A 14,474-nucleotide genomic window follows, 5' to 3' on the forward strand; every position below is an offset into this window, starting at 1 on the left:
CCACTGAGTGGCAAAAGCTGTCAAAGGGCGAAAGCCGTCCAAAGGCGAAAGCCTCCAGGTGGTACGCTGCTCGGGTGCCCCACGTCGCGACGAACACCACCCCCGCCGCCGTGTCAGACCCCGCGCCGAGGTCCTCCGAGACCGCGCGGGAGTCGGAGACCGCTCGGGAACCGGAACCCGCGCGGGAGTCGGAGACCGCTCGGGAACCGGAACCCGCGCGGGAGTCGGAGACCGCTCGGGAACCGGAACCCGCGCGGGAGTCGGAGACCGCTCGGGAACCGGAACCCGCGCGGGAGTCGGAGACCGCGCGGGACGAGCTCCGCGCCCTGCCGCTCCGGGAGCGCAAGAAGCTGCGCACCCGCCACGCGCTGGCCGAGACGGCGCTCCGGCTGTTCGTCGAGCGCGGCTACGACGCGACCACGCTGGACGACCTGTGCGACGAGGTGGAGGTGTCCAAGCGGACGTTCTTCCGCAACTACCCGTCCAAGGAGGACGTCGCCCTGGCCGCCGACAGCGACCTGTGGTCGGCCTACCTCGACGACGTCACCGCCCTGGATCCCGAGGGCCCGCTCCTGGACGTCCTGCACGCGGCGCTGCACACGACGCTCGCCGCCATGGAACCCGACTGGGACCGCCGCTTCCTCGCCACCCGCGACCTCTGCGACACCGTCCCCGCGCTCCAGGCGCACAGCCTGCGCTACTGCCACGACACGACGCAGGCCCTCGTCGACCAGGTCAGCGCGCGCCGCGGCGTCGCCCCGGGCGACGTCCACCTCCGCCTGGCCGTCGAGATCGTCGTCTCCGTCTGGCGCACCGCCTCCCTCACCTGGACGGCCCGCAAGGGCCGGGGCGGCCGCACCGCCCTGACGGACCTGCTGACCGCCACCTTCGCCGAACTCCCCGCCTCCCTCACCTTCGCCCCCTGACGCATCCCCCTGGGTGTCCTCCCCCGGCGCTCAAGGGGGGTTAGGTCCACCCGAAGCGGCGGCCAGGGCCCCGTGCCGGGCGGGCCCTCGAATCGCAGGATGAGAGCAGAGGCCACCGCACCGGCGGCGGCCGATCCCGCGAGGAGAGGCACCATGGGCGTCACCGACCGTCAGACCCCGACCGAGCCGCCGACCACGCCGCCGACCGCGTCACCGAGCACGTCGTCGGCCGCGACCGGCGGGACTTCTCCGGGCCGTCCCGCTCCCGGCGCGGGGACCGTGTCCTGGCTGGGGCCGGACCGGCCCGTCCTGCGCCTGGCCACCGCCGCGTGGCTGGTCGTCAACATGGTGAACGTGACGATCTGGGCGGCCATGTGCGTGACCGGCCTGCGCTGGGAGAACCCGTGGTGGCTGTGGTCCTTCGCCCCTCCCGGCGCGGCCCTCGCCGCCCTCTGGTGGATCACCGACACCGTCCGCCGGGGCCGTCCGGACCGGGGAGGGCACGTCTGATATATGAAGTACGGAAATCGTCGACGGTTCGGGTGTGTGTGCTCATGGCGGTGGCGGACGGCGCGTACGGGGTGCGGCGGCGCGAGAGGCGCAGGCAGCTTCCCGAGGAGGTCGCCGCGTACGTCCGCGAGCAGATCCTGGCGGGACGACTCCGGGCCGGGGACTTCCTGCGGATGGAACCGATCGCCGAGGCGGTCGGGGTCAGCAACACGCCCGTGCGCGAAGGGCTGCTGACGCTGCGGTCCGAGGGATTCGTACGGCTCGTGCCGCGGCGCGGGTTCGTGGTCGCGCCGTTCACGCGGCAGGACGTCCGGGACCTGTTCTGGGCGCAGGCCCGGCTCGCGGGCGAACTCGCCGCGCGGGCCGCGACGCGGATCACGCCGGAGCGGCTCCGGCGGCTGGACGAGATCGTCGCGGACCACGCGGAGGCGGCCGAACGGGGTGACGGCGGCCTCCTCGCCGACCTCGGGCACGCCTTCCACCGCGAGATCAACCTCGCCGCGAACGCGCAGCGGCTCGGGCTGCTCCTCGCGTCGACGGTGAAGCACCTGCCGCCGCACTTCTACGCCTCCCTCGCGGCGCAGGTGGAGTCCACGGGCAGGTGGCATCCGGCGCTGGTCGAGGCCCTGCGCGCGGGCGACGGCCACAGGGCGCGGACGCTCATGGAGGAGCACATCGGCGAGAGCGCCGACTTCGTCGTGGCGATGCTCGAACGCAACGGCCTCTGGCAGGACGCCGAACGCGAACCCTGACAGCCCGAACCCTGACGGAAGGGATCCGCGCATGGCGCTCAGCGAGGACGAGGCGCGGCTGGTCGCGCTCGTGTCGGAGTTCGTGGACGAGCGGGTGCGCCCGCGCGTGCGCGAGTTCGAGCAGGACGACCTCTACCCGGCCGAACTCATCGAGGAGATGAAGGAGCTCGGCTTCTTCGGGCTCCTCGCGCCCGCCGAGCACGGCGGCGCCGAGGTCGGCACGGCGTGCTTCGCGCGGGTGACCGAGGAGCTCGCGCGCGGGTGGATGAGCCTGGCGGGAGCGATCGGCGGCCACTCCGTCATCACCTACCTGATCAGGACGTTCGGCACGCCCGAGCAGCGGGAGCGGTACCTGCCGCGGATGGCGGACGGGTCCGTCCGGGCCACGATGGCGGTCACCGAGCCGGGTGGCGGCAGCGATCTGCAGGCCATGCGCACGCACGCCGTCCGGGACGGGGACGACTGGCTGGTCACCGGCTCGAAGACATGGATCTCGAACGCCGAGCACTCCGGGCTGATCGGCCTGCTGTGCGTCACCGACCGGGACGCCGAGCCCGCGCATCGCGGGATGAGCGTGCTGCTCGTGGAGCCGGGCGAGGGCCTCACCGTCTCGGCGAAGCTGCCAAAGCTCGGCTATCGCGGGATCGAGGCGTGCGAGCTCGTCTTCGACCGGCGGCGCGTGCCCGCGGACGCCGTCCTCGGCGGAGTCCCGCACCAGGGCTGGACGCAGATGATGCGCGGCCTTGAGGTGGGCCGCATCCAGGTCGCCGCACGCGCGCTCGGCGTCGGGCAGGCCGCGCTGGACGACGCGCTCCGCTACGCGCAGGAACGCGAGTCGTTCGGCAAGCCGATCTGGAAGCACCAGGCCGTAGGGAACCTGCTCGCCGACATGGCCACCAAGATGCGCGCTGCGCGCCTACTCACCCTGGACGCCGCCGAACGCCTCGACGCGGGCGAGCGCGCCGACATGGAGGCGGGCATGGCGAAGCTGTTCGCGTCGGAGACGGCGATGCAGGTCGCGCTCGACGCGATCCGCGTGCACGGCGGTTACGGCTACTCGAAGGAGTACGACGTCGAGCGCTACTTCCGCGACGCGCCGCTGATGATCGTCGGCGAGGGCACCAACGAGATCCAGCGCAACGTCATCGCCGCCCAGCTCATCGCCCGCCACCACATCTGAGACGACATGACCGAGGCCGTCCGCCGGGGTGGCTCCCGGCACACGACACGGCCGAGACCGTCGGCCGAGTGGTTCCGGCACACGACAGGACCGAGGCCGTCCGCCGGATGACTCCCGGCGGACGGCCTCGGTCGGACCGTGCGGTCAGCGTGGGGTGGACGTGGGGAGCAGCGGGCCGCGGCGGGCCTCGCGGGTCGCGGCGAGCGTTCCCGCCAGGCCCCCGACGACGCAGGTCGCCAGGAGTCCGGCGTACTGGACGAGCGACCCCGTGAACCACAGCTCACCGGTCATCGCCTTGCCCATCGCCGACAGCGACAGCGCGGCGATCGCGGTCCCGAGGACGACGCCCACACCGGTGGCGATGAGCGTCTCCCAGCAGACCGTCCGGACGAGCTGCGCGGGCAGCGCGCCGATCTGGCGGAGCAGCCGCAGGCTGTCGCGCTGGTCCGCCATCGCGACGGCCGCCGCGTTCACCACGGAGATCACCGTGAAGACGATCGCCGACCCCACCATCAGCGGGGCCACCCACGCGGCGGCCCCGGTGCGGGTGATGCCCTTGAAGGCGGCCTCGGTGCTGGCGGCGAACAGGAACGTGCAGGCCAGCGCCATCGTCAGCATCACGGGCGCGACCATCGGCCAGACGCGTCCGGGAGCGGTGAGCAGGGCCGCGCGGGCGAGCCGTCCGGGCGTCGGGTCGAGCCTGGTCAGCACCGGGCCGAGCATCCGGACCAGGCCGGTCAGGATCACCGGCCCGAGCGCGCCGACCCCGACGCACAGCGTCATCGTCGTCCCGAACGCCATCGGCTCGGCCTCCTTGACGGGCATCCGGGCCATCTCGTCCGCCATCCAGAGGCCGCCGAGCAGCGCCGCGCTACCGATGCCCATGCGCGGCAGCGACAGGATCCGCTGCTGGACGTGCGTCTCGCGCAGCACCTCCAGCGGCTTCAGCCGCACCGCCCGGCGCGCCGCGCCGAGCGCGGCGGCCAGCGTGACCGCCGGTCCGGCCACGAACGCGAGGACGAACGGCACGGGCGTGATCCGCAGCGGGACGTCCACCGGGGCGAGTCCGACCTCCCGGACGAACCCGGCCGCGACCCCCGCGTACGGGACGGCCAGCACCGAGCCGAGCGCGCTCGCCGCGAGCGCCAGGGTCAGCGCCTCGGCGAGGACGAGACGGCGCAGCTGCGGCGCGGTCATGCCGATCGACCTCAGCAGCCCCCACGTCCTGCGACGACGGACCGCGTGCAGGCCGAGCATGCCCGCGACGACGAACACCGAGACGAACCCCGACACGAACGCCGACAGGATGAGGATCCCGGTGACGCCGTCCAGGTCCTCCTCCCCGGCGCTGCCCGCGACGAGCAGGCTGTTCCCGCCCACCATGACGACTGCTGTCAGCACCGCGAGGAAACAGGCCGCGAACCCGAGCCGGTCGTTCCGCACGTTCCGCCAGGCCAGCCTCAGGATCAGTGGGGCCCTCGGGCCCCCGCACACTCGATCGCCTCTCATGTGCTTGATCATCTTTCGCGGGGCCGCGCCCCGGCTTCGACCGTTCGGGCACACCCCGCTCCGCCCGCCGGACGACGCGTCCCCGAGCCCGCCCTCGGGGTCTCCCTGAGCCGGACGTCAGGAGGTGTAGGCGGCGTCGAGCAGTTTCGCCAGGTCGGCGGGCAGGTCGTCGACGGCGCAGCGTCCGCCGAGCTCGACGAGCGTGTCGTCCACGGGCCGCACGTGGATGATCGAGCCGCGTCCGTGCAGGACGGTCAGCGGCCGTCCGAGCCGCTGCGCGAGGATCATCGACGCGCTGCCGCACGCCTCGTCCTCGGGCTTGTTGATGCGCGGCGCCCAGAGCCGGGCGCGGACCGTGCCCTCCGCCTCGTCCATCCACGCCCAGACCTGCGTGAAGTCCTCGCCCTCGGGGAGTTCCGTCAGCGCCTCGATCTCGGCGGCCGACGCCATCGGGTAGTGCCGCCACGGCTTGGACCACGCGGCCGGGGCGATGAGCCGGTTGACGCCCTCACCGTCCCGCGCGCACGCGACGGAACCGGCCTTGGTCCGGATCTCGCGCGGCGCGTGCCCGCGCCGGTGCAGCACGTCGATCGTGGCGAGCACCGGATGCCCGCCGAACGAGATCTCCGAGCCGTACGACCCGAAGATGCGGATCCGGCCCTCCGCCGCGTCCGAGACGAACACCGTCGCCGGGACGCCCAGCCGGACGGCCAGGTCGGCGCACTCCTCGTCGCTCAGCGGCGCGGGCTCGAACACCACCAGCGCGAAAGCACCGTTCCGGTCATCCGGCCCGATGAACGCACGTATCAGCTCACTCTCCACCACACCGGGCACCCTATCGGGGCCGTGATGCTCGGCACACGCGCGGCCGCCCCATATTGAACGCGTTCAAGGGAGGGCTACAGTGCGGCCATGAAGGTGGTCATTCCCGGAGGGACCGGGCAGGTCGGAGCGATTCTCGACCGGGCGCTGACGGCGGCCGGGCACGACGTGACGGTGCTGACGCGACGCCCCTCGAAACCGCGTGAGGTCGCCTGGGACGGGCGCGCCCCCGGCCCCTGGACGGACGCGATCGACGGCGCGGACGTCGTCGTCAACCTCGCCGGACGCAGCGTCGGCTGCCGATACACCCCGGCGAACCTCCAGGACATGATGGACTCGCGCGTCCGGTCCACCGAGGCCGTCGGCGAGGCGATCGCGCGCGCCGCCGTCCCGCCCAGGGTGTGGCTGCAGGCGAGCACCGCCACGATCTACGCGCACCGCTTCGACGCGCCGAACGACGAGGCGACCGGCGAGATCGGCGGCCACGAGCCCGGCGTCCCGCGCTACTGGGAGTACAGCGTCCGCATCGCGCGGAACTGGGAGGCCGCCCAGCTGCGCGCGGACACCCCGCACACCCGCCGCGTCGCGCTGCGCACGGCGATGGTGATGAGCCCCGACCGCGGCGGGATCTTCGCCCACATGCTCGGCATGGTCCGGCTCGGCCTCGGCGGCCCGGTCGCGGGCGGACGGCAGTACGTCTCGTGGATCCACGACCACGACTTCGTCAGGGCCGTCCTCCTCCTCATCGAGCGCGAGGACCTGAGCGGGCCCGTCAACCTGACGTCCCCCGCCCCGCTCCCCTACCGCGACCTCATGCGGGACCTCCGCGAGGCGTGGGGCGTCCCAATCGGCCTCCCGGCGACCGCGTGGATGGCGGAACTCGGCGCCATCGCCCTCCGCTCCGACACCGAACTCCTCCTGAAGAGCCGCCGCGTCACGCCCGGCCGCCTCCTCGACGCGGGCTTCACCTTCGACCACGAGCACTGGCCGAGCGCCGCACGGGACCTGGTCGGCCGCGTCCGGAGCCGCGCCTGAGGCGCCGATGTCACAGCCGAGGGGGTCTGCCGTGTCTCGGGTGCGAAACCGGTTCGAACGAACGGAGACGCACATGAGCGAGCACAACGGGCAGCGGAAGGTCGTCCTGGTCACGGGGGCCAACAAGGGCATCGGACGGGCCGCCGCCGAACAGTTCGCCGCGCTCGGGATGACGGTGCTCGTCGGAGCCCGCGACCCGGAGCTCGGCGAGCGGACCGCCGCGGAACTGCGTGAGGCGGACGGCGCGGACGTCCACGCCGTCACCCTCGACGTCACCGACCACGCCACCATCGAGGCCGCGGCCGAGTGGATCGAGGAGCGGTACGGACGCCTCGACGCGCTGGTCAACAACGCCGGGATCACCGGGTCCGGGCAGGTCGCGCCGCAGGACGCGGTCGACCAGCTGCCGAGCTCGGTGGACCTGGACATGGTCCGGGACGTGTTCGAGACCAACGTCTTCGGCGTGATCGCGGTGACCAACGCGATGCTGCCGCTGCTGCGCCGGTCGCCCGCGCCCCGGATCGTGAACGTCAGCAGCGGCGTGGCGTCCCTGGGCTACGCGTCGATGGCGGGCGGGCCGATCGCGTCGCTGCCCTCCGCGGCGTACGCGCCGTCGAAGAACGCGCTGAACGGGCTGACCGTCCAGTACGCCAACGAGCTGCGGAAGGAGGGCATCCTGGTGAACGCCGTCGCCCCCGGCTACGTCGACACCGACATCAACGACCACAACGGGTTCCTCACCCCCGCGCAGGGCGCGGAGATCCTGGTCCGCATGGCCACCCTCGAGACCGACTGGCCGACCGCGAGCTTCTTCGACATCAACGGCGCCCTCCCCTGGTAGGCGAGCGCCGCCGCCGGCGCGCATCGGCCGCCGTCCCTGCCCCCGAGCGGACGACGGCCGACGCGTGTCTCAGCGCCTCGGCGGGTGGCGCGTCAGCGGGTGGCGCGGGCGGCCTGTTCGATGACCGACGCGACCACGCCCGGGTGCGAGACCGAGACCGCGTGGGACGCGTTCACCTCGGTGACACGGGCGTGGGCTCGCTGGGCCATGAAGCGCTGGGCCGCGACGGGGATGTTCAGGTCCTGCCTGGTGACGACGTCCCAGGACGGCTTCTCCCGCCAGGCGGCGGTGGTGGCCTTCTCCGCGAGCGCGGCCTGCGTGACGGGCCGCTGCGCGGCGGCCATCAGCGCGGCCTGACCTGCGGGGACGTCGGCGGCGAACTGGTGGTTGAACTTGTCCTGCCGGATGTACAGGTCGGTTCCCTCGGTGCCGTCCGGGTTGGTCACCGGGACCGGTTCCACGGCGTCCCCAAGGGTCGAACCGGGGAACCGGTCGGTGATGTCCTGAGCGCTCTCGCCCGGGGCGGGCAGGAAGGCCGCCACGTAGACCAGGGCCTTGACCTGCGGGTTTCCGGCTCCGGCGGCGCTGATGACCGAGCCGCCGTAGGAGTGCCCGACGAGGATGACCGGGCCCTTGATGTGGCTGACGAGACCGCGCAGCGCGGACGCGTCGGACGCCGGGCTCCGCAGCGGGTTGGCCGCCGCGACGACCGGGTAGCCGTCGTGGCGCAGCCGCTTGATCACTCCGTTCCAGCTGGACCCGTCCGCGAAGGCCCCGTGCTCGAGGACGATCGTCGGCTTCGGGGTCCGGTCGGCGCGCGGCGCGGCGTCCGCGGCGTCCGCTATGGCGAACGCGCCGAGGGTCCCGACGGCGATGGCGGCCGACGCGGCGACCCGGCGTCCGTGGCCCTTCCTGATGCTGAACATGGCTGAAGCCCCCCAAATCGATCAGCGAATGTGCGAGCTCCAATCTCGCCCCCGCGAGGCCCCGGCGGCATCGGTCATTCAACGGAGAAATCAGGAATCGGCGTCGGCAGCCGAATGACTGAATCCGCTGCGGGGGCACCCGTCGATTGAGCGTCAGCCGACTGATGCGCGGGCGGTCGGGAATGCGTTGGCCGGACGGTCGGTTAGTATCGGTACGGGTCCGCTGCACGATGATCGTGCTAGCGTGCGGCCCGTCCTTGTGAAGGAGTTCCCGACATGGTGAGTGACGACGACATCTCGAGCTGAGAGGCCCGGGCGTCCGGGCGCGTTCTGATCATTCTCTGATCCGCGACCGGCTCAGCGTCGTCCCTGTTCACCTGTTCCCGCGTGTTCCAGCCGTTCCGTGCTGCGCGGGCGTTCTCCCGAGGACTCACGCATGTCCGTTTCTCCCATCGTCGTGTCCGGCCTGTCGTTCACGTGGCCCGACGACGTCCCGGTCTTCCAGAACCTCACCTTCAGCGTCGAGGCCGAGCGCGTCGGCCTCGTCGCCCCCAACGGCGCGGGCAAGAGCACGCTGCTGCGCCTGATCAGCGGCGGTCTCACCCCGTCCGCCGGGTCCGTCACCGTCGACGGCGTCCTCGGCTACCTGCCGCAGGACCTCCCGCTCACCGCGGGCCGCACGGTCGCCGACGTCCTCGGGATCGCCGAGGTGATCAGCGCGCTGGACGCCATCGAGTCCGGCGACACGGGCGAACACCACTTCGCCGCCATCGGCGACGACTGGGACGTCGAGGACCGCGCCCGCGCCGAGCTGGAACGGCTCGGCCTCGGCCACATGTCCCTGCGCGACCCGCTCGACCGGCTCAGCGGCGGCCAGATCGTGTCGCTCGGCCTCGCCGCGCTCCTGCTGAGGCGTCCCGACGTCCTGCTGCTGGACGAGCCGACCAACAACCTGGACGTCGCCGCCCGGCACAAGCTCTACGACCTGCTCGAAGGGTGGCGCGGCTGCGTCCTGGTCGTCAGCCACGACCGCGAGCTGCTCGACCGCATGGAGCGCATCGCCGAGCTGTCGGACGGCGAGGTCCGCTTCTACGGCGGCAACTACACCGCCTACGAGGAGGCCGTCGCGAACGAGCGCGAGGCCGCCGAGCGCAACCTGCGGAACGCCGAGCAGGAGCTCAAGCGCGAGAAGCGCGAGATGCAGCAGGCCCGCGAACGCGCCGAGCGCCGCGCCAGCAACGCCGCGAAGAACCTCAAGGACGCCGGGCTCCCGAAGCTGTTCGCCGGGAACATGAAGCGCGGCGCCGAGAAGGCCGCGGGCAGCGCCCAGACGATGCACGCGTCCCGGGTCGGCGACGCGAAGGAACGCGCGGACGAGGCGGCGCGGGCCGTCCGGAACGACCAGAGCATCACGCTGGAACTGCCCGGAACCCGCGTCCCGGCCGGACGCACCCTGTTCGTCGGCGAGAACCTGCGCAAGCGCCTCGGGGACACCGACATCTTCGCGGGCGACGGCGCCGACCTGACGATCCGCGGCCCGGAGCGCGTCGCGCTGTCCGGCGCGAACGGGGCCGGGAAGTCGACGCTGCTGCGGCTCGTCCACGGCGACCTCGAACCCGACTCCGGGACCGTCCGGCGCGCGGACGGCCGCGTCGCCTACCTCTCCCAGCGCCTGGACCTGCTCGACGACGACCGGACCATCGCCGAGAACTTCGCGGCGACCGCGCCGTCGCTGCCCGACGCGCAGCGGCTCAACGTCCTCGCGCGGTTCCTGTTCCGGGGGCAGCGCGTCCACCTGCCGGTGCGCGCGCTGTCGGGTGGTGAGCGGCTCCGGGCGACGCTGGCGTGCGTCCTGTACGCCGAGCCCGCGCCGCACCTGCTGCTGCTCGACGAGCCGACCAACAACCTCGACCTCGTCAGCGTCGGCCAGCTCGAGAACGCGCTGAACTCCTACGAGGGCGCGTTCATCGTCATCAGCCACGACGAGCGCTTCCTCGAACGGATCGGGGTCGCCCGGCGGCTCACCCTCGCGGACGGCCGCCTGACGTCGGTCGAGGACCTCGTGTCCTGACCCGCTCGAAGGGACGAGACGGGCGCCCAGAACGGTCCTTTCGGCCGGTTGCCGCCGGGGTGCCCGTCTCCGAACCTGGCCCACATGCAGGAAAAACGACCGATCGCCCCGGCCATGGCCTCGACCGCGCGGGCGCGTACCGTTGCCCCGGTGATCCTCTCGACGCGCTGGACGCGGCTCGCCACGGCCGCCGTGTTCGCGTCGGCCATCGCCTTCCAGGCACTCGCCATCGGGGTGAGCTGGGGGGCCGCGTACTGGCCGTTCATGAGCGTCGCCGCCTCGGCCGTCTGCGTCCTGGCGCTGCTGCGGGACCGGTGGCCCGTCGGAACGGCCTCCCTGGCGATCGGCATCGCGGCCGTCGCGATCCTCGTCTCGCGCGAGGCGCACCTGCCCGCCGAGCCGAGCCCGGCCATGACGCTGGGCCTGGCCCTCATGGTCGCCTCGGCGGTGCGAACCCTTCCCGTCACGGTCGCCGCCGCCGTGGCGGGCGGCGGGCTGGCCGTCGCCGTCGGCGGCGAGATCGCGGCCCGGACGACGTCCAGCGGCTCGTCCGTGGCCAACATCGGCGCGCTGGGCTGGCTCGCCGCCGTCGCGATCGGCCTCGCCCTGCGGCTGGGGGCCGTCCGGGCGCGGGCCGCCTCGGAGCGCGTGCGCCGGGAGGAACGCCTGGCGCTGGCCCGCGAGATGCACGACGTCGTCGCCCACCACATCGCGAGCATGCTGATCCAGACCCAGGCGGCGCAGGTCGTCGCGCGGCGGCGTCCTGAGGACATGCCCCGGACGCTCACCGACATCGAGACCACCGGCACCGACGCCCTCGCCGCGATGCGCCGCGCCGTCGCCCTCCTCCGCGACACCGGCGACGCCGCGCCCCTCTCGTCCGGCCCCGAGAGCCTGGACGACCTGGTGCACCGCTTCGGCCGGTCCGGGCCCGCGGTGCGCCTGCACATGCCGGACGACGGTGACGACTGGCCGCCCGAGGTGACCGGGACGGTCTACCGGGTCGTCCAGGAGTCGCTGACGAACGTCGCCCGCCACGCCCCGCAGGCCGGTTCGGTCACGGTGAGCGTCCGGCGGGACGACGACCGCGTCACGGTCGAGGTCGTCGACGACGCGCCTCCGCCCCGGCCGCACGGACGGGCCGGGTTCGGGCTGCTCGGCATGCGCGAACGGGTCGAGGCCCTCGGCGGGACGCTCGACGCCGGGCCCGGTGACGTCGGCGGATGGGCCGTCCGCGCCGTCCTTCCCGTCCCCCGGGAGGCGGAATGACCGTGCGCGTCCTGATCGCCGACGACCAGGCCATGATCCGCGGCGGCCTGCGCCTCATCCTGGAGGACGAACCGGACATCGAGGTCGTCGCCGAGGCCGCCGACGGCGTCGAGGCCATCGAGGCGGCCCGCCGCCTGCGTCCGGACGTCTGCCTGGTCGACATCCGCATGCCCCGCCTGGACGGCATCGAGGTCACCCGCGCCCTCGCCGGGCCCGGCGTCACCGACCCCCTGCGCGTCGTCGTGGTCACCACCTTCGACCTGGACGAATACGTCTACGGCGCGCTGCGCGGCGGCGCGGTCGGGTTCGTCCTCAAGGGCGCGGGACCCCGGCTGCTCGTCGAGGCCGTCCGCGCCGCCGTCGCCGGTGAGGCGCTGGTCTCCCCGTCCGTCACCATCCGCCTGCTCCGCCACCTGGCCGAGGGCGCGCCGCCCTCCCCCTCGACGTCCCCGCTCACCGATCGCGAACTGGAGGTCGTCCGGGCCGTGGCCCGGGGCCGCACCAACCAGGAGGTCGCCGCCGAGCTGTTCATCTCGCTGAGCACCGTGAAGGGCCACATGGCGAGCGTCCAGTCGAAGCTCGGCCTGCGCAACCGCGTGGAGATCGTCGCGTGGGCCTGGGAGAACAGGATCGTCAGAAGCACCTGAGCGGCACCGGCCGAAAGTACCGCCGCGCCGCCCCCGAAGCGTGCTTTGGGCCGATGGCCGGGACGACGCGTCCGCGAATGATCGGAGCATGCCTCACGACCACTCCCGTCCCCCCGTGCTGCAGGCCGAGGGACTGACCAAACGCTACGGACGCCGCCGTCGCCCCGCCCTGGACGGCGTCGACCTGACGATCCCGCCGGACCGCGTCATCGGCCTGGTCGGCCCGAACGGCGCGGGCAAGTCGACGCTCCTGCACCTGGCCTGCGGCCTGACCGAACCGACGTCCGGCAGCCTGCGCGTCCTCGGCTCCCGTCCCGCGGCGGACGCCGCCCACCTGTCCCGCGTCGGCTTCATGGCCCAGGACGCCCCGGTCTACCGCTCCTTCACCGTCGCCGAGCACCTGCGCCTCGGCGCGAGGCTGAACCCCGGCTGGGACATGGCGTTCGCCGAGCGACGCGTCCGCGAGGCGGGGCTGGACCCGTCCCAGAAGGCGGGCGGCCTCTCCGGCGGCCAGCGCGCCCAGCTGGCCCTCACGATCGCCGCCGCCAAGCGCCCCGACCTGCTCATCTTCGACGAGCCCGCCGCCGCCCTGGACCCCCTGGCCCGCCAGGGCTTTCTCCAGAACCTCCTGCGCTTCGTCGCCGACCTGAACGCCGCCGCCGTCCTCTCCTCGCACCTGCTGGCCGACGTCGAACGGGTCTGCGACCACATCATCGTCCTGAGCGACGCCCGCGTGCAGGTCGCGGGCGACGTCAAGGACCTCCTGGCCACCCACCGCAGACTCCCCACACCCCACGTCCCCGAGGACGCCGAACTGATCACCGGCTCCATAGCCCGCTTCACCACCCCACCCCCCGCGACAGCGGAGGCGGTCACCCTCGAAGAGCTGGTCCTCGCCTACATGACACGCGCCGACAAGGCCACCGCCCACGCCTACCAGGAGGCCGCACGATGATCTGGTTGGCGTGGCGCCAGTTCCGCTGGCAGGCCCTGACCGCCGCCGTGGCGACCGTCCTGGCCGCGGCCTGGCTGCTCTACCTCGGCGGCGACATCCGGGACGCCCACTCCGCGGCCCTGTCGTCCTGCCGGACCCGGCCCGGCTGTCCGCAGGCCATGGCCGACTTCCAGGCCCGCTACCGCGAGACCATGCTCTACATCGCCGCCGGGCTCGGCCTGGGCCTGGCCCTCCTCGGCACCTTCTGGGGCGGGCCCCTGGTCGCGCGCGAGCTGGAGGCGGGCACCCACCGCCTGGTCTGGAACCAGAGCGTCACCCGCCGCCACTGGCTGGCCACGAGGCTCCTGCTCACCGTCCTGGCGGCGGCGGTCGTGGCCGCCATCGTCAGCGCCCTGGTCACCTGGGCCGCGAGCCCCGTCGACAAGTCCGGCGGGAACCGCTTCGGCACCATCCTGTTCGGCTCCCGCGACATCGCCCCGATCGGCTACGCCGTCTTCGCCGTCACGCTCGGCACGGTGATCGGCCTGCTGGTCCGCCGCACCCTCCCCGCGATCGCCATCACCCTGGCCGCCTTCATCGCGATCCAGTTCCTGGTCCCCAACCTCGTCCGCCCGCACCTCATGCCCGCGAAGACCGCGACGATGCCCATGACCACCGAGGCCGTCAACCACGCCCGGAACCTGGGCAGCGTCACCGGCGGCCCGGTCATCGGCGGCATCACCCTCCCGGACGAGCCCGACGCCTGGATCAGCGCGACCAGCCCCCTGCTGACGTCCGACGACCGTCCCCTGAGCACCGCCCGCTTCAACCACTGCCTGAGCTCCCCGCCCAAGACCGGCACCCGCGGCACCTTCGGCGACACCGCCGCCTGCCTGGGAAAACTGAACCTCCACCTCAAAATCACCTACCAGCCGGCCACCCGCTACTGGACCTTCCAGCTCCTGGAGACCGCCTTCTACCTCCTCCTGAGCGCCCTCCTCGCCACCTTCGCCCTCTGGCGAATCCGCCGCCACCTGAACTAGCGCGGAGGG

General features: G+C 73.0%; 14 protein-coding genes. 11 read left to right on the top strand and 3 right to left on the bottom strand.

Features of this window, described 5'->3' with window-relative positions:
* The first annotated feature begins 74 nt into the window (after positions 1–74).
* The 4 genes from P696_RS43880 to P696_RS0107385 all read left to right on the top strand — a co-directional run bounded on the left by P696_RS43880 (position 75) and on the right by P696_RS0107385 (position 3,368).
* The gene (locus P696_RS43880; RefSeq protein WP_245627546.1) at positions 75–926 is read left to right on the top strand and encodes a TetR/AcrR family transcriptional regulator; all 852 of its coding nucleotides are present in this window, start codon (positions 75–77) and stop codon (positions 924–926) included.
* A 153-nt stretch (positions 927–1,079) separates the two neighbouring features.
* Positions 1,080–1,436 carry a hypothetical protein gene (locus P696_RS0107375; protein ID WP_026411830.1) on the top strand — a complete coding sequence of 119 codons (357 nt, stop codon included), beginning with the start codon at positions 1,080–1,082 and terminating at the stop codon, positions 1,434–1,436.
* 44 nt (positions 1,437–1,480) lie between these two features.
* Positions 1,481–2,188 (top strand): GntR family transcriptional regulator, encoded by a 708-nt coding sequence (locus P696_RS0107380; protein ID WP_026411831.1) that lies wholly within the window; start codon positions 1,481–1,483, stop codon positions 2,186–2,188.
* A 31-nt stretch (positions 2,189–2,219) separates the two neighbouring features.
* Positions 2,220–3,368: an acyl-CoA dehydrogenase family protein gene (locus P696_RS0107385; RefSeq protein WP_026411832.1), complete on the top strand. Its 1,149-nt coding sequence runs from the start codon at positions 2,220–2,222 to the stop codon at positions 3,366–3,368.
* Positions 3,369–3,512: 144 nt separating this feature from the next.
* Here the strand turns inward: P696_RS0107385 and P696_RS0107390 are convergent, their stop codons facing one another.
* Complete coding sequence (locus P696_RS0107390; protein ID WP_170026337.1) at positions 3,513–4,877, bottom strand: FtsX-like permease family protein; 1,365 nt, start codon at positions 4,875–4,877, stop codon at positions 3,513–3,515.
* 117 nt (positions 4,878–4,994) lie between these two features.
* A complete protein-coding gene (locus tag P696_RS43885) occupies positions 4,995–5,702 on the bottom strand; it encodes a PhzF family phenazine biosynthesis protein (RefSeq protein WP_051467022.1) in 708 nt (235 codons plus the stop codon).
* Between the two features lie 87 nt (positions 5,703–5,789).
* Between P696_RS43885 and P696_RS0107400 the strand changes: the two genes are divergently transcribed.
* Both P696_RS0107400 and P696_RS0107405 read left to right on the top strand, forming a co-directional pair.
* The gene (locus P696_RS0107400; RefSeq protein ID WP_026411834.1) at positions 5,790–6,734 is read left to right on the top strand and encodes a TIGR01777 family oxidoreductase; all 945 of its coding nucleotides are present in this window, start codon (positions 5,790–5,792) and stop codon (positions 6,732–6,734) included.
* Between the two features lie 73 nt (positions 6,735–6,807).
* A complete protein-coding gene (locus tag P696_RS0107405; protein WP_026411835.1) occupies positions 6,808–7,575 on the top strand; it encodes an SDR family oxidoreductase in 768 nt (255 codons plus the stop codon).
* Positions 7,576–7,667: 92 nt separating this feature from the next.
* Here P696_RS0107405 and P696_RS0107410 read toward each other — a convergent pair whose 3' ends face one another.
* Entirely contained in the window at positions 7,668–8,501 is an 834-nt protein-coding gene (locus tag P696_RS0107410; protein WP_026411836.1) for an alpha/beta fold hydrolase, read from the bottom strand.
* A gap of 436 nt (positions 8,502–8,937) precedes the next feature.
* Here P696_RS0107410 and abc-f point away from each other — a divergent pair, with 436 nt between their 5' ends.
* From abc-f to P696_RS0107435, 5 genes are all read left to right on the top strand, one after another.
* Positions 8,938–10,572, top strand: a complete 1,635-nt coding sequence (gene abc-f / locus P696_RS0107415) for a ribosomal protection-like ABC-F family protein (protein WP_026411837.1) — start codon at positions 8,938–8,940, stop codon at positions 10,570–10,572.
* A gap of 150 nt (positions 10,573–10,722) precedes the next feature.
* Positions 10,723–11,841 (top strand): sensor histidine kinase, encoded by a 1,119-nt coding sequence (locus P696_RS0107420; protein ID WP_245627547.1) that lies wholly within the window; start codon positions 10,723–10,725, stop codon positions 11,839–11,841.
* Positions 11,838–12,488, top strand: a complete 651-nt coding sequence (locus P696_RS0107425; protein ID WP_026411839.1) for a response regulator — start codon at positions 11,838–11,840, stop codon at positions 12,486–12,488. Before P696_RS0107420 ends, P696_RS0107425 begins: the two co-directional genes overlap by 4 nt.
* Positions 12,489–12,576: 88 nt before the next feature.
* A complete protein-coding gene (locus P696_RS0107430; RefSeq protein ID WP_034483389.1) occupies positions 12,577–13,443 on the top strand; it encodes an ABC transporter ATP-binding protein in 867 nt (288 codons plus the stop codon).
* A complete protein-coding gene (locus tag P696_RS0107435) occupies positions 13,440–14,465 on the top strand; it encodes an ABC transporter permease subunit (protein ID WP_026411841.1) in 1,026 nt (341 codons plus the stop codon). The genes P696_RS0107430 and P696_RS0107435 overlap by 4 nt, the downstream gene beginning before the upstream one ends.
* Positions 14,466–14,474 lie beyond the last annotated feature (9 nt).

Source organism: Actinomadura oligospora ATCC 43269 (genome assembly GCF_000518265.1).
Classification (GTDB): Bacteria; Actinomycetota; Actinomycetes; order Streptosporangiales; family Streptosporangiaceae; genus Spirillospora; species Spirillospora oligospora.

What these genes read in the sequence shown, in the direction of transcription:
- P696_RS0107390 (WP_170026337.1), bottom strand. Translation starts at nt 4,877, where the DNA reads ATGAGAGGCGATCGAGTGTGCGGGGGCCCGAGGGCCCCACTGATCCTG.
- P696_RS0107435 (WP_026411841.1), top strand. Translation starts at nt 13,440, where the DNA reads ATGATCTGGTTGGCGTGGCGCCAGTTCCGCTGGCAGGCCCTGACCGCC.
- P696_RS0107410 (WP_026411836.1), bottom strand. Translation starts at nt 8,501, where the DNA reads ATGTTCAGCATCAGGAAGGGCCACGGACGCCGGGTCGCCGCGTCGGCC.
- abc-f (WP_026411837.1), top strand. Translation starts at nt 8,938, where the DNA reads ATGTCCGTTTCTCCCATCGTCGTGTCCGGCCTGTCGTTCACGTGGCCC.
- P696_RS0107430 (WP_034483389.1), top strand. Translation starts at nt 12,577, where the DNA reads ATGCCTCACGACCACTCCCGTCCCCCCGTGCTGCAGGCCGAGGGACTG.
- P696_RS0107380 (WP_026411831.1), top strand. Translation starts at nt 1,481, where the DNA reads ATGGCGGTGGCGGACGGCGCGTACGGGGTGCGGCGGCGCGAGAGGCGC.
- P696_RS0107400 (WP_026411834.1), top strand. Translation starts at nt 5,790, where the DNA reads ATGAAGGTGGTCATTCCCGGAGGGACCGGGCAGGTCGGAGCGATTCTC.
- P696_RS0107375 (WP_026411830.1), top strand. Translation starts at nt 1,080, where the DNA reads ATGGGCGTCACCGACCGTCAGACCCCGACCGAGCCGCCGACCACGCCG.
- P696_RS0107425 (WP_026411839.1), top strand. Translation starts at nt 11,838, where the DNA reads ATGACCGTGCGCGTCCTGATCGCCGACGACCAGGCCATGATCCGCGGC.
- P696_RS0107385 (WP_026411832.1), top strand. Translation starts at nt 2,220, where the DNA reads ATGGCGCTCAGCGAGGACGAGGCGCGGCTGGTCGCGCTCGTGTCGGAG.
- P696_RS0107405 (WP_026411835.1), top strand. Translation starts at nt 6,808, where the DNA reads ATGAGCGAGCACAACGGGCAGCGGAAGGTCGTCCTGGTCACGGGGGCC.